Source organism: Chryseobacterium bernardetii (genome assembly GCF_003815975.1).
In the GTDB taxonomy this organism is placed as follows: domain Bacteria; phylum Bacteroidota; class Bacteroidia; order Flavobacteriales; family Weeksellaceae; genus Chryseobacterium; species Chryseobacterium bernardetii.
The window spans coordinates 1,938,845-1,959,661 of record NZ_CP033932.1; the positions used below are offsets into that span (position 1 = coordinate 1,938,845).

The following is a 20,817-nucleotide window of genomic DNA, read 5'->3' on the forward strand; positions in this document are numbered from 1 at the left end:
GCATATTATCGATCTTATCAAACATCAATGCACCTGCCATTTTATAACTGTATTTTTGTGTAACTAAAATCAACAATATGGAATTAGGAATAGGAATGTTCGGTGATTTGACTTTTGACCAGTCAACCGGAAAATATAGAGATGCAGGAACCAAGATTCGTGAAATACTGGAACAGATTAAATTCATGGATGAGGTAGGAATTGATGTTTTTGCAATGGGAGAGCATCACCGTCCGGATTATGCTGTTTCCTCACCGGAAATAGTATTGGCAGCTGCGGCAAGCATTACAAAAAATATAAAATTAGCCAGTGGAGTAACTGTTTTAAGTTCATCAGAACCGGTAAAAGTGTATGAAGATTTTGCGACATTAGATTTAATTTCAAACGGAAGAGCTGAAATATTCGTAGGACGGGGAAGCTTCATTGAATCATTTCCGTTATATGGCTATTCTTTAAATGATTATGAAGAACTGTTTGATGAAAAACTGGATTTATTATTAAAAATCAATTCTGAAGAAAATGTAACCTGGTCCGGAAAACTTCGGGCACCGATGAAGAATCAGACAGTGTATCCAAGAGCAAAAAATGGAGGCAGACTTCCCATCTGGAGAGCAGTAGGCGGAACTCCGCAATCTGTTTTAAGTGCGGCACAATTAGGAATGCCTTTGGTGGTAGCTATTATTGGCGGAATGCCGATTCAGTTTAAAAACCTGATCGAATTTTACAAGCAGGAATATCAGAAAGCTGGGCATGATATGTCTGAAATGCAGATTGCCATTCATTCCCATACTTTTGTAAGTGATGATAAGAATGTGGTAGACGGATATTTCCATAACTATAAATCTCAGATGGACAGGGTAGGTTCTTCCAGAGGTTGGGCACCTTATACCAAAATGCAGTATGATGGCGGAAGAAGTAAAGACGGAGCTTTGTTTATCGGGAGCCCGGCTGAGGTGGCAGATAAAATTGCTTATATGAAAGAGATTTTTGGAATTACAAGATTCATCGGGCATATGGATATTGGTGATCCGGCTAATGATATCATGATGAAATCCATTGAATTATTCGGGAAAGAAGTAAAGCCATTGGTTCAAAACCTGTAATTACGGATATTATTGAACCGCAAAAGTCACAAAAGTTTTATCTTAAAATATTTTAGTTCTCTTAAGAAAGTTAATAATAGAGCAGCTTAAAAAGTTCATATAAGTTGAAAATCAAAATTTTCATAAAGCTTAAGTGTACTTATTATGCGCAAAGATTGTAACTTAAGATACCTAAAGTGTTTAAATACTTTTGTGACTTTTGTGATTTTAAAATTAAAGTTAAATGATCTGAATTAAGCTTCCTCTTTCCTCATCTTTAATAATGTTAAGTGCCGTAGGAATCTTTTCTTTAAGCTCTTCTACATGGGAAATAATTCCTACAATTCTGTTTTCCTTCATCAGGTTAGTCAGTGTTTCAAATACAATATTTACAGATTCCGTATCCTGGGTCCCGAAGCCCTCATCAATAAAGAAGAAGTTTTTATCCGCCTGAGCATTGGACTGTACACTTTCTGCCAGGGCCAAAGCCAGACTTAAAGATACCTGGAATGCCTGCCCGCCCGACAAGGTTTTCACACTTCTGCTTCTGCCTTCGTTAAGATAATCAATGATTTCAAAATCATTATTTTCATTCAATTGTAAGCTCAATTGGTTTCTGGTCATTTTATGGAAGCGGATATTGGCATGATCGCATAGCTGCCTCAGATAAATAGAAGAAACATATTGTACGAAACCGGCACCTTTAAACAGATTCATCATTAATTTCAGGTTTTCGGAACGTTTCTGAAGCTTGGTTAACTCCTTCAGAAGGTCTTCTTTTTTCCTGTATTCTTTTTCTAACCTTTCTCTTTCGGCATTCATGGTGACAACGGCATCGTTGATTTGCTTTAATTCAGTATGAGCTTCTTCAAACTGTTTTTCAGCCATTGAAAACTGTTCATCATCAAAGGAAAGATTTTTAAGTTTTAATTCCAGTCCTTCAATTACTTTCTTCAGGGTTTCAAAATTAATTCTGAATTGCTGGATTTTAGCCCGGATTTCCTGTATATTGATTTCCTGTAGCAGGATATTTTCGACTTCATTAAAGACCGTAAAATTATGCTCTTTTAAAGCCTTATCAATAGTCTGCTGGTTTTCTGAAATTTCTTTTTCAAGTACTGCAATCTGTTTTTCTGTCTGACTTACAATTGCTTTCTGTTCTGCAAGCTTAGGAGCAAGATCTTTTTCCTGTTGAGAAGCTTTTTGATACAGTTGCTCCGTTTCTGCATTGGATTGTGCTAATTTCTGATAAGCCTCTTCAATTTCCTCTACGGACTTTTGTGCATAAGGCTCCCACATCAGAATTTTAAGGTTGGAACGGCTGATATTGATCTCTTTCTGCTTTGTAGCCTCTTCCAGCTTGAACATTTCCAAAGCATTTTTATATTTGTCCAGCACCTTACTTTCCTTGTCCAGGTTTTCACGTTCCAGGCTGATCATTTTGTCCGTTTCTTCAATCTTTTTCTCCACAGCAAAAGAATCCGATCTTTTTTTCTCAAAATCCTCCTCCTGATCCGGAAAGAATTGTTTCCATGTAAATTGTTGAACGTGGCTGTCCAAATCCTTTTGAATTTGTTGAAGGACCTTCTGTTCAGAGATCAGCTGTTCTTCAAAGATTTTCTTTCTGTCCAGAATTTTCTCAACAGCAGTTTCCTGTTGCTGAAGCTGGTGGGCTTCCTGTTCAATTGCTTTAATTTTCTCCTGAATATCCTGCAGTTCTGTATTTACGTCATGAAATTCCACAATATGCGGATGTTCCTGAGATCCACAAAGCGGACAGGCTTCACCATCATGGAGTTCACTGGCAAAACGGGAAAGTTCTTTCTGAATTTTCAGATGGTCCAGCTTTTGGGAAAGTTCTTTTTTTTGAGCTTCGAGAGCTTCTTTTTTATTTGTGAAATCAGCTTTAAAGTTTTCCTGGAGAGCAAAAGGTTGTAACTCTTCAGCAATCAATTCAATCTGTTTCTGATGCTTTTGAGTTTTTTCAAGTTGTTCCTGCTGTGATTTTTTGAAGTTCTTCTGTTGAATAAACCAATTTCCCACATCGGATAGTAAAGAAGCGTCAAGCTTTTGACTTTTTAAAACCTCAATATTTTTAGAAAGTTCAGTAATCTTCTTTTGAATGATTTCCCTTTGAGCTTCTACTTCTGCTACCTTTTCTGAACCTTTTTGAGTTCTTTCGTTAAGCGTTTCAATCTCCTTGTAAAACTTCAGGATCTGTACAATAAAATTTAGATCGTTTTCCTGTATCCTGGACTGATCCAATGCCTTAAACTTGGGTTCCAAAACAGCAAGCTGCTCCTTTATATGATTAAAAACAGTTTCCGTTTCCTGTACAGCTTTGATCTGCCTTTCTTTCTCATTCCCTTTTTCAACGACACTTTTGGAAAGCCTTTTTTTTTCAGTAATTAATGGATTAAAAGTCCTGAAAGTACGTTCATATAATTCAGATTGAGCTTCTAAAGCATCCATCTGTGGCTTTTGTTCAGAAAGGGTATTGAATTTTTCCCGGTTTTGTTTTAAACTTTCAAAATCTGTTTTTAAATTTTTCAACTGTTGATAAACCTGGGAAACCTTTTCAAACTTTTCATTAGCCTGGGCAAGCTTTTTCTGTTCCTCTTCCAAAAGGTTTTTCTGTAACTGAATTTTTTCTTCATTAATCTCCTCAAAACCTTTCAACTGTCCCTCAAGCTGATCCAGTTCAGATCTGTTTCTGGCATTTAAAACTGAAACATTATTTTGCAGGTCATAACGCTGAAGGCTGAAGATCTCCTTCATCATGTTGGTTCTGTCCGCAGCCCCTAATTCAAGAAACTCTTTAAACTGCCCCTGAGGGATAATGATCGTTCTTTTAAAATTGGAATAACTTAAACCAATAATCTGTTCTGCATTAGAATGATCCAAAGGAATCCATTTCCCGTCAATATTCTCATAGAACACTACGGAATAAGGTTTTACATCTTCAAATTTTTTAGAATTCCGTCTGAAATCTCTGGTAGCCCGGAACAGTTTATTTTCATAATTAATAAAATCAAATTCAATATAGGAAGTGTTTGATTTTAAATTCATCATGTTATAGGCTCTTTTGTCACGCATATTAAGCCGTTCCGTTTCGCCGTATAAAGCAAACGAAATGGCTTCAAGCACTGAGGATTTTCCGGAACCCACCGCTCCAAAAATACCAAATAAGCCCGCCTCCGTAAGATTTCTGAAATCTATGGTCTGACGTTCCCGGTAAGAATATAAACCTTCAACGGTTAACTGAATAGGGATCATAGCTTAGGTATTTAAAATTTCGTTAAACAATTTCATCAGTTCTTCATTAGCTTCCTGGCCTCCGTTTTTAGATTTAAAATAATCCTTGAACAGCGTTTCTATATCCTGGTTTAAATTAATTTCATGACTTATTTCTTCACCAGATCCGCTGGTTTTAAATTTAGGGATCAAATAGACAATTCCTGTATGAGACTGATAGATCAATCTGCGCTCATCAGCCGTTAAAAAAGTTTCACTTTCTAATGTCAGTTCAATAAATGTATTGGGATTGTCCTTCAGCCACTGAATGGTTTCTTCTACGGATGTAAAGGTTTTTCTTACTAAAGCCCTTCCGCTCTTCAATGCCTTTTTTTCATAAGAAACGGGTTTACCAGGTTCAGCTTCAATAATCGAAACATATTTTTTCTGCCCAGCCTCACTAAAGCTATAGCATAGGGGAGAAGAGGAATAAATAACCGGCTTATCCTTTGTTCCGATATTCTGAAAGCCATGTAAGTGACCCAAAGCCGTATACTGAATCTGTTCCGGAATACTATCAGAATAAATAAGATCAGCATTTCCGATTTTGATGGGTTTTTCTCCTTCAGGTTCTTCCAGGATCTCAGCACCTCTTTTATTCATATACAAATGAGCAGTCAGCAGGTTGACTCCGTTTTCATCACAGAACAGGTCTGCAAGTTCTTTCCACGTTCTGGAAAGGACATTATTGATCTCTTCCTCTTTATTCTCGCCTAAATATTCCTTCAGACGGATTTCATTGGCATAAGGAGTATGCAATAGTCTTACAGGAAAATCAACACTGCTGATCTTCATTTCTATAAAGCCTTCTTTTGAATTTAAAATTTTAAAGTGATCTGTTGCAAAAGGAATAATTTCTGCTTTTGGGTGTCCTATTAAAATAATTCCGCATTCTCTGGCTAAAGGATCCGGTGCATTGATTAGATTAGGAGAATCATGATTCCCGGAAATAGCAATTACAGGGCGTTTTCCGTTTAAAGATAAACGTTTTAAGGTTTTATAAAAAAGCTCAACGGCTTCTACAGCAGGGTTAAAATTATCAAAGAGATCACCGGCAATAAGAACAAGATCTGCCTTTTCCTCATCAGCAATCGTGATAATTTCTTCCATTGCTGAAACCTGCTCTTCCAGTCGTGAAAAGCGGTCCAGTTTTTTTCCTAAATGCCAGTCGGCGGTGTGTAAAATTTTCATAAAAAGGTTATCATTGTTTAAAGGAAATACCCAAAGATAAATGCGGCTGTATTTCTAAAAATACGGTTTTCCTTAAACGTATCAAGGAATATATAATCAGAAAGAACTCCAATAATTTTTCAGTTTCACAACTAATGTTCTTTTAAAAAGCCAGGGTATTGGCTGGGAATGATTTTACAGTTGATGATTGTCTTCTTTTGCTTTGAAATCCTCTACAATCTGTTTTAAACGTGCTTTTCTTTCAGCTTCTGCATTTTGTATTTTACGTTTTTTCTGATCAATTTTCTTTTTATTTTTTTCCTGTTTGCTTCGTTGTTTTTGCTCATACTGGTTAGTGGTGGATAATTTTACGGGTAGGCAATTGCTACATCAAAAATACTAAAGATTAAGTGGGGAAACAATTTTTAATGGCCATGTCTGATAAAATGTCTTAATTTTACTGCGTTATGGAAGAAAAATCAAAAGATCCTTTACACGGAAAAAGACTTGATGCTATTCTTGAAGAGTTGGTAGAATATTATCAGGGGTTTGAAGAATTGGGAAAACAAATTAACATCAGATGTTTTACAGATAATCCCAGTATCAATTCATCATTGAAGTTTTTAAGAAAAACAGATTGGGCAAGGGCGAAGGTTGAAAGTTTATATCTGTATGTTTTAAGACAGAAAAAAAGAGACGAAGCAGGAAAGAAGAAGTAAAAAGCAGGAAGAGTGAAGCTCAAGGTTATTGCTGGCTTGATACTTCTGTCATTTTTTGTATTCATGAAGACATTTTAGAAGAAGGATTCAAAAATAGAGACGGTGCTCTTATGCCCCTCATAGCTACCTTCTTCCTTCTCCCGGCTTCCCAACTCATAGAATCATTTCAAAAAGAGTATATTTGTATGATTAATCGTGAGAGAAATTCACGACAAAAAAAGAAAATATGACAATCGAAAACAATCACGTTGTAGCTGTAAAGTATATACTTCACACAATCGAAGCAGATGGAAGCAAAGTTTTGGTAGAAGAAACAACAGCAGAAAATCCACTTACATTTTTGTACGGTGTTGGAATGATGATTCCAAAATTTGAAGAAAATATCCTAGGTTTGAAAGCTGGTGACAAAGCTGCTTTTGTAATTCAGCCTGAAGAAGCTTATGGAGAAAGACAGCCTGATGCTATTGCTCAATTACCAATTGAAATGTTCAAAGAATCAGGAACTCCTCCAATTGGAGCAATTTTGCCTTTATCAGATAACCAGGGGAATAATTTCCAGGCTTTTGTAGTAGAAGTAACTCCTGAAGCTGTAGTAGCAGACCTTAACCACCCAATGGCTGGTAAAGTGTTAGATTTCCAGGTAGAAGTATTAAACACTCGTCCTGCAACAGAAGAAGAATTATCACACGGTCACGCTCATGGAATTGATGGGACTGACGCTCACTAAGAAATAATATAAATGTCCGATTTTTCGGACATTTTTTTAAGTTGGATTTTTCCCACGCTTAGATAAAAAAGTACCCCACAGAAAGCTCTGTGGGGTACTTTTTGTAAGTAAAAATAGTGAAGTTGTGCTTATTCTGCGTTAAACTCCGTAATATCAATCAATGTCAGGAACTATTTACCTTCAATCTTTGCCATACAAATCTGAATCCGTTAACAAGGTTCCAAAACTGCAAAATGTAAGCAGCAATGTGTAAATAGGATTCTTCTTCATATTTTTAATCTAAAAATTCACCTGAAACATAATACCAGCGTTCATGCATTTTCTGGAAAACAGAAAACTCATGATGGATTTGCGGATGACCATCCTGATCTGTATAATATGCTTTAAATTCTACATGGTTTACAGCAGGAGTCTGTATAATTTCAAGTTTTGTCCATTCATTAATTTCTCCCCATTCCTGTAAGTCCTGTTTGTTGTGGTATTTTCGTTTTCCCGGAAGCGTAGTTTCCATTAAGTAGTCACCATTTGGGATAGCAAAGGCAGAAAACCGGGAGCGCATTAATGCTTCTGCAGTAGGAGCATGTTTTTCTCCGGTATGGTAAGGCTTGCAGCATTCTTCGTAGGATTTTCCTGAACAGCAGGGACAATTCATCTTTCTTAAATTTTAAGCCACAAAAATAAGGAATACAATTTCAATCAAAAAAAGAAGCACTCTTAAAAGAATGCTTCAATTATCTTATTTAATAAACCCTCTGTTTCTTAATAAAGGTTTGATATCCGGATCGTGTCCTGTGAAATCTCTGAATGCCTGGTTAAGGTCTACAGAATTTCCTACAGAAAGAATATATTTCCTGAAACGGTCACCGTTTTCTCTGGTTAATCCACCGTTGTTGCTGATCCATTCCCATGCATCATTATCTAATGTTTCAGACCATAGGTAAGCATAATATCCTGCTGAATATCCACCACCCCAGATGTGGGCAAAATAAGGCGTATGGTATCTTGGCGGAACTGTGGCTAAAGTGAATCCGTGGTTGGTTAAAGATTGTTTTTCAAAATCTAAAACAGGGATGAGCTGGCTTTCATTGGTTACCGTATGCCAATCCATATCCAAGGCCGCTGCAGAAATTAATTCCGTAGTCATATAACCCTGGTTGAAGGTAGCCGCTTTTTTAATTTTATCTACTAAAGCCTGAGGAATCGGCTGTTTTGTTTCATAATGAACCGCATAGTTCTTTATTACCGTTGGATCCAGTGCCCAATGCTCATTGATTTGAGAAGGAAACTCTACAAAGTCTCTCGGTACGTTTGTTCCTGAAAGAGAAGGATATTTCTGGCTTGCAAACATTCCGTGGATAGAGTGGCCAAATTCATGGAAAATTGTTGAAACATCATCAAAGCTGATTAATGAAGGCTTTCCAGGAGCAGGTTTCTGATAATTGTAACAGTTTACGATTACCGGTTTCGTTCCCATCAGATAAGACTGTTCTACGAAGTTACTCATCCATGCACCTCCATTTTTAGAATCTCTTGTATAGAAATCCAGGTAGTAGATGGCGATAGATTTTCCATCATGGTCGAAAACCTCATAAGTTACCACGTCAGGATGATAAACAGGAAGATCAGTTCTTTTTTTGAAAGTTAATCCGTAGAATTTTTCAGCTGCGAAGAAAACCCCTTTTTCTAAAACAGTTGTGATTTCGAAATAAGGTTTAATTTCGCTTTCATCAAGATCAAATTTTGCTTTTCTTACCTGCTCAGCATAAAAATTCCAGTCCCAAGGTTCCAGCTTGAACCCTCCTTTTTGCTGATCAATAAGATCCTGGATATCTTTAGCTTCACGTCTTGCTGTTTCTACGGCTGGCGTAGCAACCTGGTTCATCAGCTTAGTAGCTGCTTCAGGTGTTTTTGCCATCTGATCCTGAAGCTTCCATTCTGCAAAATTCTTTTTCCCAAGAATCTGAGCTTTCTTCAGCCTGGTTTTAGCCAGTTTTTCAATGGTTTCTCTTGTATCGTTAGCATCCCCTTTTTCAGCTCTTGTCCATGAAGCTTTAAATAGCTTTTCTCTGGTAGCTCTGTTTTTCAGGTTCTGTAACAGAGGCTGTTGGGTTGTATTTTGTAAAGCAAGAAGGTATTTTCCTGGCTGGCCTGCTGTTTTAGCATCCGCAGCAGCAGCTGCAATCTCATCCGCAGAAAGTCCGTCAAGTTCCTTTGCATCAGAAAAGAATACCCCACCTTGCTTTCTTGCTTCCAATAATTTATTGGCATATTGGGTGGAAAGAGAAGCCAGTTCCTGGTTAATCTGCTTAAGCTGTTCTTTATCTGCAGCAGAAAGATTAGCTCCTGCAATCTCAAAGTTTTGCTTATAATACTGTACCAATCTCTTGCTTTCAGGATCTAGTCCATCTTCTTTGATTGATTTGATTCTTTTATAAAGATTTTCATTCAGGTACATTTTATCAGAATGCGCAGCAAAAATAGGAGCATATTCTTCATCCAAAGCCTGTAAAGTAGGATTTGTATTCGCACTGGTAAGATTAGAAAATACAATCTGTGCCCTTCTCAGCACCTCGCCGCTTTTTTCCAATGCAACAATGGTATTTTCAAAAGTAGGTGCAGCCGGATTATTGGCAATTTTTTCAATTTCAGCAGCGTGTTGCTTCAAGCCGAAATCAAAAGCCGGTTTAAAATGTTCATTTTTAATTTTGTCAAACTCCGGAGCTTCATACTGAAGCTTACTCTTCTTCGTAAAAGGGTTTGAAGATAAGGATGGATCAGGAGCTGGAAGTTCCTGTTTTGTATCGGTCTGTTTCATTGTAGTACAAGATTGGTTGAACGCCAAGGCAGAAATTAATAATACCGATGAAATATTCTTCATAAATATAGTTGTTATTAAAGCATAAAGATATTAAAAACTTGCCTTATAGTGGATATTTTGGAGTATGTATTTAATATAACCCAATAAATGGCAATAAGGAAAGATAAAAGCTTCACTGGTGTTCAGCAAAGCTTAGAAGTTGAAATATCTGTAATTATTTAATAAGTCTTCATTGGAAAATGAGTTTCCGGAGGTGCCTTTCTGGTAATAGCTATAGCGATAAGTTCCACTATCCCTATGATGAGATGGGGCCAATATACCTTTTCATAAAATTCAAACAGCCAAGGGGATACGGTGAGGAGAATGGCAGACATTAAATCAAGAAGAAGGTGCCCCTGAAAGGAAAAAGCCGGAGCCAAAGCATATTCATAATCTGTAAGAAGGCTGTAAGCCAATGTAGATGCACCCAGTATAACTGGTAAAACTGTTGCAGCGCTGTTGTCTGCAAACCCTAGCAGCCATGGGATGGCTATGAGCAATGTGCCCATAAGGTAATCCAGTATGGCGTGTGTTTTTGACGTAAGCATAATACTATTTTTGTGGTTTGATGAATGATAGAACAAGCATTATACCATCATTATGGTTTTTGTGGTATAGCAGATTGATTATCAATGTTTTTTTTAAAGGTACTATATGTTAAGTATACAAGGGCCTATTTGTATTCGGAAATGGTATTTAATGAAAACAATGTAATATTTTTCATATTTTAGTTGTTATTAATTATATAACTGAAAAATAATCTATAAAAAAATAAACATGAAAAAAAAGACTCTTTTTATTTTTTCAGCCTTAGTGCTTTTAGCCTCATGTAATGAAAGACATGAGAAAAGAAATAAAGAAAAAAGTGGCTGGGTAGAGAAAGTAATCAATAAGGAAACAGGACCTATTCAGCAGAGAGAATTCAATGGAGATTTTGATGAAATTCAGGTTTCCCAGGCGATAGAAGCAGAAATTATAAAATCTGATACAGAAAAAGTAATCATTTCAGCCCCTCAAAGTATTATTGATGAGGTTCTTGTAGACAACAGCGGCGGAAAGCTTCATATTCACTATAAGCCTGGAATCAGAGTGATGAATATCAGTAAAGTAACTGCAAAAATCTATACCAAAGACTTTACAAAATTAGTTGCAGAATCTGCGGCGAGCATTAATGTGAAAGATAAGTTTACACAGGAAAAAACAAGCGTTGAGGTATCCAGTGCCGGAAGTATTTCCGGGAATCTGGAAGCTAATGATTTAAATATTAATGCAGACAGCAGCAGTAATTTCAGCGGAAAAATCTGGGCTGTAAATCTTGATATAGAATCTTCATCAGGATCAAGTATTGATATTTCCGGAAAAGCAAAAAATGCGGATATCAGTTCTTCTTCAGGCAGTAGTATTTCAGCTAAAGAAGTTATTGCAGATCATGTAGACGCTGATGCATCCAGCGGAGCCAACATTCACATCAGTGCAGTTTCTTCCGTTAAGGCAGAAGCCTCTTCAGGAGGAAGTGTTGATATCGCCAGAAAAGGAGATCTTAAAAACATCACTAAAGAAGAAAGCAGTGGTGGAAGCATCAACATCCAATAAAATCAATCCTGGGATTCTTCCTCTTCTTCCTCTTCTTCCTCGGACGATGAGGAATCTTCCCAGTTTTTATTATCAAAATTAAGATTGTCATAAGCTAATAATTCCTCCTCACGCTGGAGGATTTCTTTTGTGGTGAATAACGCAATCTCACTGTCTTCGGTTGCTTTTGCCAGTTTTCTGATGGAAGCCTTATCAATTGCCATAAACCTTTGTCCAAGACGTCTCGCTGCATACTTTCTCATTCCTGTTTCATGCAGAACATCAACGGCCATATCAACAGCGGTACCCAATGTTTCCCGGTAAATATGATTAATTCCGTTGTTGAGATATTCATAAGCATCAATTCTGTTTTTTGCCCTTACAAATATTTTAACCTCCGGATAATGTTCACGAACAAGCTCTGCAATAAACATATTATCATCAGGATCATCAAGACATAACACCAGAATCTCTGCCTCTTCAATTCCTGCTGCTCTCAGAATAGGAATTCTTGTGGCATCACCATAATAAACCTTAAAGCCATAGCTCCTTAAAAGCTTCACACGGTCAGAATCCCTGTCCAGGACCGTTGCAGGTATTTTATTAGCTTTTAAAAGACGTCCTACGGTACTTCCAAAATGTCCGAAACCTACAATGATGATCTTTTTCTGAGTGACATCACTGTCCAGAATATTGTAATCATGCTCCTCTTCAGGAACTTCGCGGATAAATTTAGGAGTAATAAATTTGTCATTAAGGATAAGAAGAACCGGAGTGATGCACATGGTGATTGCTGTAACAGCCATCAGCTGGGCATTCAGTTCCGAGCTTAAGAGATAAAGATCCGAAGCATAATTAATCAGGACAAATGCAAATTCTCCCACCTGCGAAAGGGCGAAGGCATAGAAAAGGCTTTGTGGAGTATCTATTTTATAGAATTTACCAATCGTATACAGTACTAAAAATTTTACAGCCAATACCGAAAATACGGTACTGAAAATAAACAGTGGATCTTTTTGGATGATGTTGAAATTTATCGTTGACCCTACACTCACGAAAAATACCGCTAACAGTAACCCTTTGAAAGGATTGATCTGTGCTTCCAGCTCATGGCGGAATTCACTGTTGGCCAACATTACTCCGGCAAGGAAAGCTCCTAATGCGGGAGACAGCCCAATAACCACCATCAGCTCAGAAACCCCGATAACAAGGAATAGGGAGGAGGCTGTTAACAGCTCAGTCATTCCGGATTTTGAAACATAGCGTAGAAAAGGGACAAATACATATCTGCCCAGCAGAATCAGCAGGGCTACTCCAAGAATCACAGTACTGGCCTGAAGCCATTCCGGAAGCTTTTGGATCAGGATTTGAATTTCATTATCATGGTGTTTTGCCTTATAGTTGGCAATGATCGGAAGGATAGCCAAAATAGGGATCACAGAAATATCCTGGAATAACAAAGTGGAGAATGATGCTTCACCAGCTGTTGTTTTAAGGTTGTTCTTTTCCTGTAGTGTCTGCAATACAATAGCAGTAGAGGATAATGCGAAACACATAGCCACTGCAATAGCCTTATCTATTCTCCAGCCTACACTGATGAATACCAGGAATAATAATGAAATGGTCAGCAGCATCTGGGTGAGTCCCAGCCCCATAATTTTCTTACGCATTTCCCAGAACTTCCGGGGTTCCAGTTCAAGACCCACAATAAATAAAAGCATGATAACTCCAAATTCACTGGCATGCATAATGTCATTCACATTATTTCCGGTAAGTCTCAGAACGTAAGGACCAATGATGATTCCTCCTAAAATATAACCGATTACTGAACTCAAACCCAATTTTCTAGCCAGCGGAACCATGATAATGGCTACACCCAGAAAAATTAATGTGTTCATCGCTAAGCTGGACTCCATAGATTATTGATTGAGCAGTTCTGTAAACTCTTTTTTATGCAGGATAATTTCTTTTTTAGACAATTTGTTGGCTTCGTAAACGATTTTAATATGTTTTATGTCTGCCTTGAAAACCTTTAATGAAACAATTAATCCACTAATCAGCTCATCTACGGTATATTGATAAGTTCCGGTTTTACTGAAAGATCTTTCTTTTCCACCGGTAGTCACCAGAATATAAACTTCTTTGTTTTCCAGAGGATTGTGCTTACCAGGCTGAAGCCAGTCACGGTCAAAAACTTCATCAATCCATAATCTTAACAGAGGAGGCATCCCGAACCAAATTAGTGGGAACTGAAAAACAAAACGGTCGTAATTGGCTAAGCGTTTTCTTTCCCTGAAAGCGGCAATATGGAAATCAGGATATTCTTCATAAAGATCTCTTAAGGTATAATGCTGGTGACGAACGTAGAAATTGATGAGCTCTACATTCGAATTGGAGTGCTCCAGATAAGGGTGTGCAAATACTACCAATGTCTTCTTCATAATCCTGTTTTCAGTAAATATACTGAAAAAATATTGAATAAAAGGTAGATTTTGTGTCGATTTATTAATTTTTTAATATGTGAATATAGATTTAATGTTAATTAAAATCAAAGAAATACTGTTATTTTAGGTTTTTAAATAAAAAATCAGGTCCTTACGACCTGATTTCATGATATCTGATTATAATTTTTTATAAGATTACCATCCTCCTGAAGCACCGCCGCCGCCGAAACTTCCGCCGCCGCCAAAGCCTCCAAAGCCACCGCCACCTCCTGAACTTCCACCACCAAAGCCACCGCCACCAAAACTGCCCGGGAATGGGAAGAACCCGCCAGGATAATTTCTGCGTCCTCTTCTGGTGATGATAACATCATCGTCGTCGTCATAATTACCACGACCACCGCCACCGCCGCCCCGGTTCCCGAAGAGGATAGCAATGATGATAAAAATAACAAAGGCAATGATAAGAACCTTAAGCGCGCTGCCGTCACCGGAAGGTGCCGTAGTAGGAACAGGTTTGAATTTACCCTCAACAGCTTCCATAATGGCTGAGGTACCACGGTTAATCCCTTCATACCAAAGACCCTTTTTGAAGTTAGGCGTAACGATATAATCCAGAATCTGTCCTGCAACGGATGCCGTAAGATATTGTTCTACGGCACGTCCCTGCTGGATAGACATGGTTCTGTCTTCAGTAGCAATCAGGAAAACAACTCCGTTATCCACTCCTTTTTTTCCAATCTTCCATTGTTCACCAAACATAGTGGCCAGGAAGTTGACATCTTCGCCTTTAGTGGACTTAATGATAACAACTTCAATTTCTGTGGAAGTGGAATCTGCAAATTTGATGAGCTTATTATTAAGGGCATCTTTTTCCTGCTGGGAAAGAAGTCCCGCTTCATCAAAAACAGGATATAAAACTGCAGGTTTTTTGGGAATGGTATATTGTGCAGATACAAATGTGTAAAAGCAGAGCAGTAAAAATGAAAATACTATTTTAAGAGAATGTAATTTCATTTGGAAGTTGGTTTGGGTTTTCTCCTTCTACAGGAAAATGTTTTTTAAGTTCAAGGCCTGTTTCCAGGATAGCACTTTTCAATGCCTGATAATAATTTCCTTTGGCAAATTCAGACGTAATATAGTCATGAAGATGGTCCCAATAGGATTGATGTACCTTTTTATGAATGCCTACATCACCAATAATGGTGAGGTATTTCTGTTCAAAATTCACATGAAAAAGCACGGCATTCCTGTCGGTAGTTTTATCCATACACAGTTCTTTAAAAACTTCAAATGCTGTTTTAGCATCACGGTTTTCTGTATTAGAGTCAATATGTACCCTGATCTCACCTGTTGAATGGTCTTCTGCTGACTGTATCGCTTCCACAAGGGAAGCGATCTGTTGATTTGTAAGGAAATTACCCATTTTTATTTAAATACTTCAGGGGCTTTTTGAGCTCCTGCATCAGCCTTGAAATAAGGTTTTTCTTTAAAGTTAGTGAAATTCGCCAGAATATTATTCGGAAAAGTCTTGATAGAGGTATTGTAATCCTTTGCAGCATCGTTATAGTAAACGGTTTCCGTTCTAATGCTGTTTTCAATAGCGGTATATTCTCTCTGGAAGTTGATATACTGCTGATCTGCTTTCAGGTTAGGATAAGACTCCACCACAGCCATTAATCTGCTTAACGCACCGGACAATTCTCCCTGTGCAGCCTGGAATTTAGCAAGATCTGCTTCCGTCATATTGGTAGGGTCAATGTTGATAGAAGTCGCTTTAGAACGTGCTTCCACCACTTGCGTTAAGGTTTCCTGCTCAAATTTTGAATACGATTTTACTGTTCTTTCCAGATTAGGAATAAGATTCGCTCTTTTCTGATACACGGTCTCTACATTAGACCATTTAGCGTTAACAGTCTGCTCTTTGTTGACAAAGCTGTTATATCCGCTTTTTCCCCAGAAGAATAGAACTGCAACAATAATAAGGAGGGCAATACCAATGGTTCCGGCGCCCAGACATCCTTTATTTTTCATAGTTTATTTTTTTTAATTTTTTGTGCTAATCAAATATACAAATTATGTGCTAATTTTGTAGAAAATTATATTTGAATGACAACAATAGTGGTGGCAATGGGAGAGAAGAACGAGATTGGTTTTGAAAACCAGTTGCTTTGGCATCTTCCGAAAGATTTGAAACATTTTAAGGACCTTACTTCCGGGCATCCGATCATTATGGGAAGAAAAACGTACGAGAGTATTGGAAAACCACTTCCTAACCGTACCAATATTGTTGTTTCAAGAAAGAAAGACTGGTTTGAGGAAGGAATTCTTATTGTGGGAAGCCTTAAGGAAGCTATCAAGTTTGCTAAAAAAATTGATGAAGAAGTTTTTGTTATCGGAGGCGGAAACATTTATGAACAAACAATGGATATTGTGGATAAACTTGAGGTGACTCTGGTAAAAGCAGATCTTGAAGCAGATACATTTTTTCCTAAAATAGATGAAAAGATCTGGAAAAAAACCAATGAAACCTGTCATGAAAAAGACGAAAAGAATGGTTATGATTTCTGTTTCCAGACGTTTGAAAGAATTAAAAAAGAAGCTTAGACAATCAGTAACCAATTTTGCCTTGCAAAGTGAATTGTGGACAGCTGCCTGACATAAAAGTTGACACTTGCAGCGAATTGACCATTCACTATTGACTTTTTGAACTTTAACCTTTAAATTTATTATCTTTGCACTTCTAAAATTTAATAATGAATAAGAACATTAAAATTGCAGTAGCAGCACTTCTTATCCTTCTGGGGCTTTATATGATGATTTTCACCAGAAATCTCGGATGGGGAATAGTTGTTTTTCTTCTTGCCGCATTTCCAATCATACTTTACTTTAAAAATGAGTATATCCTTTTGGCATTCTGGCAATTGAGAAAGCAGAATATGGAGAAAGCTGCAGAATGGCTAACAAAAATTACAGACTATAAAGGACAGCTTCATAAAACTCAATACGGATATTTCCACTATTTATTAGGATTAACACAGGCTCAGGATCACCCAACCAAAGTGGAACCTCTAATGAAAAAAGCCTTGGAATATGGTTTGAATATGAAGCATGACAGAGCAATGGCTACTTTAAACCTTGCAGCAGCTGCTATTTCTAAAGGAAGAAAGCAGGAAGGTCAGAAGCTATTGGATGAAGCAAAAAGATTAGACAGTGCAGGAATGATGACGGATCAGATCAAAATGATGAAGGAACAGCTGAAAATGCCAACCATGCAGAAGCATATGCACAATCCTAATATGAGAAATAGAGGCAAATACTTCTAATTAAGAAACCACAGATAAAATAAAAGAGCACCTGATTCAGGTGCTTTTTTTATGCTTATAATTTTATAATAATTACATTTCCGATGTCTGGTCATAGCCATAAAACTTAGGGATCTGCCAGTGGTATTTAACTGCCAGTGTTCTAATGGCAACGATCAGTAAAATGGTAAAGATCTGTACAAAAGTATAGGATAACGGAGTATACTTCGTCATGAATAAAAATGCAGCTCCACCTACAATACATGCCGTAGCATAGATTTCTTTTCTGAAAATCAACGGAATTCTGTTCAGTAAGATATCCCGGATAATTCCTCCGAAACAACCCGTGATTGTTCCAAGCCCAATACAAATCAGTGGATGAATGCCAGCATTTAATCCTTTCTGAATTCCGATAATGGTAAATAACCCAAGGCCAAAGCTGTCAAAAATGAATAATGTAACCTTAAAGTTTTTTTCAAGGGACTTGAAGACCATGGAGACAACGCTGGTAATAATAATCAGGGCACACATCAGAAGATCATGCATCCAGAATACAGGGATATCCAGTAAAAGGTCCCTTACGGTTCCTCCGCCTACGGAAGTCACAAAGGCAATAATAAGAACACCGAAAGGGTCAAGCCGTTTCTGCATAGCCGCAAAGCTTCCTGACATGGAAAACGCTATGGTTCCCAGTACTTCTATGGCAAAGTTGAACTGTTCGTGCATATATATTATAAATGATCGTTGATAAATGATAATTGATGAGTGATTTTCTGCTTAAGCAAATTCTTGGCCATTGTTTCAATTATCATTTATCGCTTATCAATTATAATCTTGTTTATCTTTCAACCCTTACAGAGTCCGGAACCATCAGTTCGTATTCGCCGCCGTGGGTAATGATTTCCCTTACGATGCTGCTGCTGATGAATGATTTTCCGGATGAGGTTAATAAGAATACAGTTTCCAGCTTTTTGTGAGCTAAAGTCCTGTTAGTATGGGCAATTGCTTTTTCAAATTCAAAATCAGCAGGATTTCTCAGTCCTCTGATGATGTATTGTGCATTTTTTTCAAAACAGTAATCTACCGTTAAGCCTTCGAAAGAATCTACTTCTACATTGGGGAATTCTGCTACAGAATTTTGAATGAATTCCATTCTTTTTTCAAGAGGAAACATATATTTCTTCTGGGAATTCTGGCCAATGGCGATAATTAATTTATCAAATAGCGGGGCCGCTCTTTCTATAATATCATAATGTCCTAAAGTAATGGGATCAAACGATCCTGGGAAAACAGCAATTTTCATGTTGTCTGGTTTTATAATTGTGCGTTAAAAATGGCAAGACCCATGATAATGTAGATCTTCTATTTTTAACATCTATTATCTTATTTTCTTTTATTTAATGCTTTTTCAACTTCATTTCCACAAAGGTCCATAATAGAAATTCCATAATGTCTTGCCTGTTGAGGAAGAATACTTGCAGGAGAGAATCCAGGGTTCGTATTCATTTCAAGCATATAAGGAATACCATCCATTAAGATATATTCGCTTCTTGAGAATCCGCTCATTCCAAGGGAATTGTATGCTCTTTTAGCAATTTCTTCTACTCTTTTTGTGGTTTCTTCGTCAATTCGTGCAGGAGTAATTTCTTCGGAAGCACCTTCATATTTAGCTTCATAATCGAAAAATTCCTTGGTTGGAACAATTTCAGTAATTCCTAAGACAATAGTTTCTCCTTTAAAATCAATAACCCCTACAGAAACTTCCATTCCGTTCAGGAAGCTTTCGATAAGAATTTCATCATCTTCTTTGAAGGCAATTTCTGTAGCTGCAATCAGTTCAGATTTTTCTTTTACTTTAGAAATCCCCAGTGAAGATCCAGACTGATTAGGCTTTACAAAAAGCGGAAGGTTTAATTCTTCCACAATTTTATCTACATCAATATATTCTCCTTTTCTTAAATAAATACTTTTTGCTGATGGAATTCCATATTTTGACAATACGGCAAGAGTGTCTTTTTTATTAAAGGTAAGGGCGCTCTGGTAAAAATCACAACCTGTGTATTTTTGACCTATAGCATCCCAGTAAGCCTGCAGGATCCCATTTTCACCCGGTGTTCCATGGATGATATTGAAGCATACATCAAATTTTAATGTTTCTCCATTATCTAAGCTAACAGAAAAATCTCCTCTGTTGATGGGATATTTTTTATCATTTTCGCCTAAAAAATACCATTCGTTTTTAAGGACTACTACTTTATATACGTCGTAAAGATTTCTGTCTAAGGAATCATAGATCAACTGCCCGCTTTTTAAGGATACAACATATTCATCAGAATAGCCTCCCATTACTACGGCAACACTTTTTTTATTCATAACCATATAGTATCAATTGGGACAAATTTAAACATTTTATGCAATGCAATACGGGAAATCAGGAAATTTTCAAATCAAAAATGAATTGTGTTAAATAAAAAGTCCATTCTAAAATTATTAGCTATATTTGCGGTTATAATTAAAGTATTTTTAAGTATGCTTAAATCACTTTTCAATTGGAAAGTTTTAGTGAATTTAGTTGTGGCAATCGGTGTTTTCGTAGGTCTTGTATGGCTTACTTTCCGCTGGTTGGAGTACCACACGAATCACGGTCAGGAAATTCCTGTTCCCAATGTAGTTAATAAATCTGTACATGATGCTGTTAAAATATTAGATGATACAGGTTTGGAATATGAAGTAGACAGTGCCAATTATGACCCTAAATACAGGCCATTCCAGGTTTTACAAATTTATCCTGCACCGGGCTCCCGTGTAAAGGATGGAAGAACGGTGCGTCTTAAGGTGAATCCTAGAACATGGGCTCAGATTGCTGTTCCGGATGTTATCAACAAATATTCAGGGCTGGCTTTCCAGAGACTGGATCAGGTAGGTCTGAAAATTGGTGATACTATTTATGAACCAAGTATTCAGAAAGATGCTCTTTTAAGAATTTTATATAAAGGAAATGCCGTAAATCCGGGAGCACGTCTTCCGAGATTCTCTGTAATTGATGTTGTGGTAGGATCCGGACCAATGAGAAATATTTCTATTCCTAATGTGGTGGGACTTTCCGTAAAAGAAGCAAGAGCGGTCATTACGAAAAGTATGTTTGAGGTAGGATTGGTAGAGCACGAAGATGGTGGCAAGGATGAATCTGATATTATTTATTATCAGGATCCAGCTTCAGGAGATGTTCGTGACCAGGGAATGCAGATTGACCTTTGGGCAAGTAAGAAAACACCTGCAGAGCTGAGAGCAAAAGTTGAGCAGCTGAATTCTATTTACCGAATGAAGGTAGATACTTCTCTGCCACCGGTACGATATGAGGAAGTTCATAATGAACCAAGCTACGAAGCTCCAGTACCAGCACCTAGAAGAGAGACTCCAAAGGCGGAAGCTCCGAAAACAGAGACTCCAAAGCCTCAGGCTACAACTCCTAAACCTGCAAATATAGGAGCAGAGAAGCCTAAAGCTTCTACAGGAGCTTCTACTACAGGAAATGCTGCAAAACCGGCGGCTTCAGCTACTACTCAGCAGCCAGCTCAAAAGCCAAAGGCTAAGAAAGTAGTCGTAGAATAAATAGAGATTAATAATAAAAATATAGGCTTCAACTGCAA

General features: G+C 37.4%; 20 protein-coding genes. 7 read left to right on the forward strand and 13 right to left on the reverse strand.

Going from position 1 to position 20,817, the window contains the following annotated elements; genetic code table 11:
* The first annotated feature begins 77 nt into the window (after positions 1–77).
* On the forward strand, positions 78–1,103 hold the full coding sequence (locus tag EG339_RS08900; protein ID WP_123869874.1) for an LLM class flavin-dependent oxidoreductase: 1,026 nt from the start codon (positions 78–80) through the stop codon (positions 1,101–1,103).
* Positions 1,104–1,322: 219 nt separating this feature from the next.
* On the opposite strand, the gene EG339_RS08905 is transcribed toward EG339_RS08900, so the two are convergent.
* Both EG339_RS08905 and EG339_RS08910 read right to left on the reverse strand, forming a co-directional pair.
* The gene (locus EG339_RS08905; RefSeq protein ID WP_123869875.1) at positions 1,323–4,358 is read right to left on the reverse strand and encodes an AAA family ATPase; all 3,036 of its coding nucleotides are present in this window, start codon (positions 4,356–4,358) and stop codon (positions 1,323–1,325) included.
* A gap of 3 nt (positions 4,359–4,361) precedes the next feature.
* A complete protein-coding gene (locus tag EG339_RS08910; protein ID WP_123869876.1) occupies positions 4,362–5,567 on the reverse strand; it encodes a metallophosphoesterase family protein in 1,206 nt (401 codons plus the stop codon).
* A 446-nt stretch (positions 5,568–6,013) separates the two neighbouring features.
* Here EG339_RS08910 and EG339_RS08915 point away from each other — a divergent pair, with 446 nt between their 5' ends.
* Together EG339_RS08915 and EG339_RS08920 are read left to right on the forward strand one after the other, a co-directional pair.
* The gene (locus tag EG339_RS08915) at positions 6,014–6,265 is read left to right on the forward strand and encodes a VF530 family protein (RefSeq protein ID WP_123869877.1); all 252 of its coding nucleotides are present in this window, start codon (positions 6,014–6,016) and stop codon (positions 6,263–6,265) included.
* A gap of 226 nt (positions 6,266–6,491) precedes the next feature.
* Positions 6,492–6,992, forward strand: coding sequence for an FKBP-type peptidyl-prolyl cis-trans isomerase (locus EG339_RS08920; protein ID WP_068940056.1), 501 nt, complete (start codon positions 6,492–6,494; stop codon positions 6,990–6,992).
* Between the two features lie 274 nt (positions 6,993–7,266).
* On the opposite strand, the gene EG339_RS08925 is transcribed toward EG339_RS08920, so the two are convergent.
* The 3 genes from EG339_RS08925 to EG339_RS08935 form a co-directional block, all read right to left on the reverse strand.
* The gene (locus EG339_RS08925) at positions 7,267–7,644 is read right to left on the reverse strand and encodes a YchJ family protein (protein ID WP_123869878.1); all 378 of its coding nucleotides are present in this window, start codon (positions 7,642–7,644) and stop codon (positions 7,267–7,269) included.
* An 84-nt stretch (positions 7,645–7,728) separates the two neighbouring features.
* Complete coding sequence (locus EG339_RS08930) at positions 7,729–9,870, reverse strand: M3 family metallopeptidase (protein ID WP_123869879.1); 2,142 nt, start codon at positions 9,868–9,870, stop codon at positions 7,729–7,731.
* 158 nt (positions 9,871–10,028) lie between these two features.
* Complete coding sequence (locus EG339_RS08935) at positions 10,029–10,397, reverse strand: SPW repeat domain-containing protein (protein ID WP_123869880.1); 369 nt, start codon at positions 10,395–10,397, stop codon at positions 10,029–10,031.
* A 229-nt stretch (positions 10,398–10,626) separates the two neighbouring features.
* Between EG339_RS08935 and EG339_RS08940 the strand changes: the two genes are divergently transcribed.
* Complete coding sequence (locus EG339_RS08940; RefSeq protein WP_123869881.1) at positions 10,627–11,442, forward strand: GIN domain-containing protein; 816 nt, start codon at positions 10,627–10,629, stop codon at positions 11,440–11,442.
* Positions 11,443–11,444: 2 nt separating this feature from the next.
* Here EG339_RS08940 and EG339_RS08945 read toward each other — a convergent pair whose 3' ends face one another.
* From EG339_RS08945 to EG339_RS08965, 5 genes are all read right to left on the reverse strand, one after another.
* Positions 11,445–13,337: a monovalent cation:proton antiporter-2 (CPA2) family protein gene (locus EG339_RS08945; protein WP_123869882.1), complete on the reverse strand. Its 1,893-nt coding sequence runs from the start codon at positions 13,335–13,337 to the stop codon at positions 11,445–11,447.
* Positions 13,338–13,340: 3 nt separating this feature from the next.
* Positions 13,341–13,862 carry an NAD(P)H-dependent oxidoreductase gene (locus EG339_RS08950; RefSeq protein ID WP_123869883.1) on the reverse strand — a complete coding sequence of 174 codons (522 nt, stop codon included), beginning with the start codon at positions 13,860–13,862 and terminating at the stop codon, positions 13,341–13,343.
* A 198-nt stretch (positions 13,863–14,060) separates the two neighbouring features.
* The gene (locus EG339_RS08955; RefSeq protein WP_123869884.1) at positions 14,061–14,879 is read right to left on the reverse strand and encodes a TPM domain-containing protein; all 819 of its coding nucleotides are present in this window, start codon (positions 14,877–14,879) and stop codon (positions 14,061–14,063) included.
* Positions 14,860–15,288 carry a TPM domain-containing protein gene (locus EG339_RS08960; protein WP_123869885.1) on the reverse strand — a complete coding sequence of 143 codons (429 nt, stop codon included), beginning with the start codon at positions 15,286–15,288 and terminating at the stop codon, positions 14,860–14,862. Before EG339_RS08960 ends, EG339_RS08955 begins: the two co-directional genes overlap by 20 nt.
* Before the next feature lie 2 nt (positions 15,289–15,290).
* Entirely contained in the window at positions 15,291–15,896 is a 606-nt protein-coding gene (locus EG339_RS08965; RefSeq protein ID WP_066690947.1) for a LemA family protein, read from the reverse strand.
* 75 nt (positions 15,897–15,971) lie between these two features.
* Here EG339_RS08965 and EG339_RS08970 point away from each other — a divergent pair, with 75 nt between their 5' ends.
* Entirely contained in the window at positions 15,972–16,469 is a 498-nt protein-coding gene (locus EG339_RS08970) for a dihydrofolate reductase (RefSeq protein ID WP_123869886.1), read from the forward strand.
* 149 nt (positions 16,470–16,618) lie between these two features.
* The gene (locus tag EG339_RS08975) at positions 16,619–17,188 is read left to right on the forward strand and encodes a DUF2892 domain-containing protein (protein WP_123869887.1); all 570 of its coding nucleotides are present in this window, start codon (positions 16,619–16,621) and stop codon (positions 17,186–17,188) included.
* A 72-nt stretch (positions 17,189–17,260) separates the two neighbouring features.
* Here the strand turns inward: EG339_RS08975 and EG339_RS08980 are convergent, their stop codons facing one another.
* The 3 genes from EG339_RS08980 to EG339_RS08990 form a co-directional block, all read right to left on the reverse strand.
* The gene (locus tag EG339_RS08980) at positions 17,261–17,893 is read right to left on the reverse strand and encodes a trimeric intracellular cation channel family protein (protein ID WP_123869888.1); all 633 of its coding nucleotides are present in this window, start codon (positions 17,891–17,893) and stop codon (positions 17,261–17,263) included.
* A 112-nt stretch (positions 17,894–18,005) separates the two neighbouring features.
* Positions 18,006–18,470 carry a pantetheine-phosphate adenylyltransferase gene (coaD, locus tag EG339_RS08985; RefSeq protein ID WP_047098871.1) on the reverse strand — a complete coding sequence of 155 codons (465 nt, stop codon included), beginning with the start codon at positions 18,468–18,470 and terminating at the stop codon, positions 18,006–18,008.
* An 80-nt stretch (positions 18,471–18,550) separates the two neighbouring features.
* Positions 18,551–19,540 (reverse strand): D-alanine--D-alanine ligase, encoded by a 990-nt coding sequence (locus EG339_RS08990; protein WP_123869889.1) that lies wholly within the window; start codon positions 19,538–19,540, stop codon positions 18,551–18,553.
* A gap of 156 nt (positions 19,541–19,696) precedes the next feature.
* On the opposite strand from EG339_RS08990, the gene EG339_RS08995 reads away from it, so the two are divergent.
* Positions 19,697–20,779: a PASTA domain-containing protein gene (locus EG339_RS08995; RefSeq protein WP_123869890.1), complete on the forward strand. Its 1,083-nt coding sequence runs from the start codon at positions 19,697–19,699 to the stop codon at positions 20,777–20,779.
* Positions 20,780–20,817: the final 38 nt, after the last annotated feature.

Bases quoted from the DNA above. Each gene is read 5' to 3' on its own strand.
- EG339_RS08900 (WP_123869874.1), top strand. From the start codon at position 78: ATGGAATTAGGAATAGGAATGTTCGGTGATTTGACTTTTGACCAGTCA.
- EG339_RS08905 (WP_123869875.1), bottom strand. From the start codon at position 4,358: ATGATCCCTATTCAGTTAACCGTTGAAGGTTTATATTCTTACCGGGAA.
- EG339_RS08910 (WP_123869876.1), bottom strand. From the start codon at position 5,567: ATGAAAATTTTACACACCGCCGACTGGCATTTAGGAAAAAAACTGGAC.
- EG339_RS08915 (WP_123869877.1), top strand. From the start codon at position 6,014: ATGGAAGAAAAATCAAAAGATCCTTTACACGGAAAAAGACTTGATGCT.
- EG339_RS08920 (WP_068940056.1), top strand. From the start codon at position 6,492: ATGACAATCGAAAACAATCACGTTGTAGCTGTAAAGTATATACTTCAC.
- EG339_RS08925 (WP_123869878.1), bottom strand. From the start codon at position 7,644: ATGAATTGTCCCTGCTGTTCAGGAAAATCCTACGAAGAATGCTGCAAG.
- EG339_RS08930 (WP_123869879.1), bottom strand. From the start codon at position 9,870: ATGAAGAATATTTCATCGGTATTATTAATTTCTGCCTTGGCGTTCAAC.
- EG339_RS08935 (WP_123869880.1), bottom strand. From the start codon at position 10,397: ATGCTTACGTCAAAAACACACGCCATACTGGATTACCTTATGGGCACA.
- EG339_RS08940 (WP_123869881.1), top strand. From the start codon at position 10,627: ATGAAAAAAAAGACTCTTTTTATTTTTTCAGCCTTAGTGCTTTTAGCC.
- EG339_RS08945 (WP_123869882.1), bottom strand. From the start codon at position 13,337: ATGGAGTCCAGCTTAGCGATGAACACATTAATTTTTCTGGGTGTAGCC.
- EG339_RS08950 (WP_123869883.1), bottom strand. From the start codon at position 13,862: ATGAAGAAGACATTGGTAGTATTTGCACACCCTTATCTGGAGCACTCC.
- EG339_RS08955 (WP_123869884.1), bottom strand. From the start codon at position 14,879: ATGAAATTACATTCTCTTAAAATAGTATTTTCATTTTTACTGCTCTGC.
- EG339_RS08960 (WP_123869885.1), bottom strand. From the start codon at position 15,288: ATGGGTAATTTCCTTACAAATCAACAGATCGCTTCCCTTGTGGAAGCG.
- EG339_RS08965 (WP_066690947.1), bottom strand. From the start codon at position 15,896: ATGAAAAATAAAGGATGTCTGGGCGCCGGAACCATTGGTATTGCCCTC.
- EG339_RS08970 (WP_123869886.1), top strand. From the start codon at position 15,972: ATGACAACAATAGTGGTGGCAATGGGAGAGAAGAACGAGATTGGTTTT.
- EG339_RS08975 (WP_123869887.1), top strand. From the start codon at position 16,619: ATGAATAAGAACATTAAAATTGCAGTAGCAGCACTTCTTATCCTTCTG.
- EG339_RS08980 (WP_123869888.1), bottom strand. From the start codon at position 17,893: ATGCACGAACAGTTCAACTTTGCCATAGAAGTACTGGGAACCATAGCG.
- coaD (WP_047098871.1), bottom strand. From the start codon at position 18,470: ATGAAAATTGCTGTTTTCCCAGGATCGTTTGATCCCATTACTTTAGGA.
- EG339_RS08990 (WP_123869889.1), bottom strand. From the start codon at position 19,540: ATGAATAAAAAAAGTGTTGCCGTAGTAATGGGAGGCTATTCTGATGAA.
- EG339_RS08995 (WP_123869890.1), top strand. From the start codon at position 19,697: ATGCTTAAATCACTTTTCAATTGGAAAGTTTTAGTGAATTTAGTTGTG.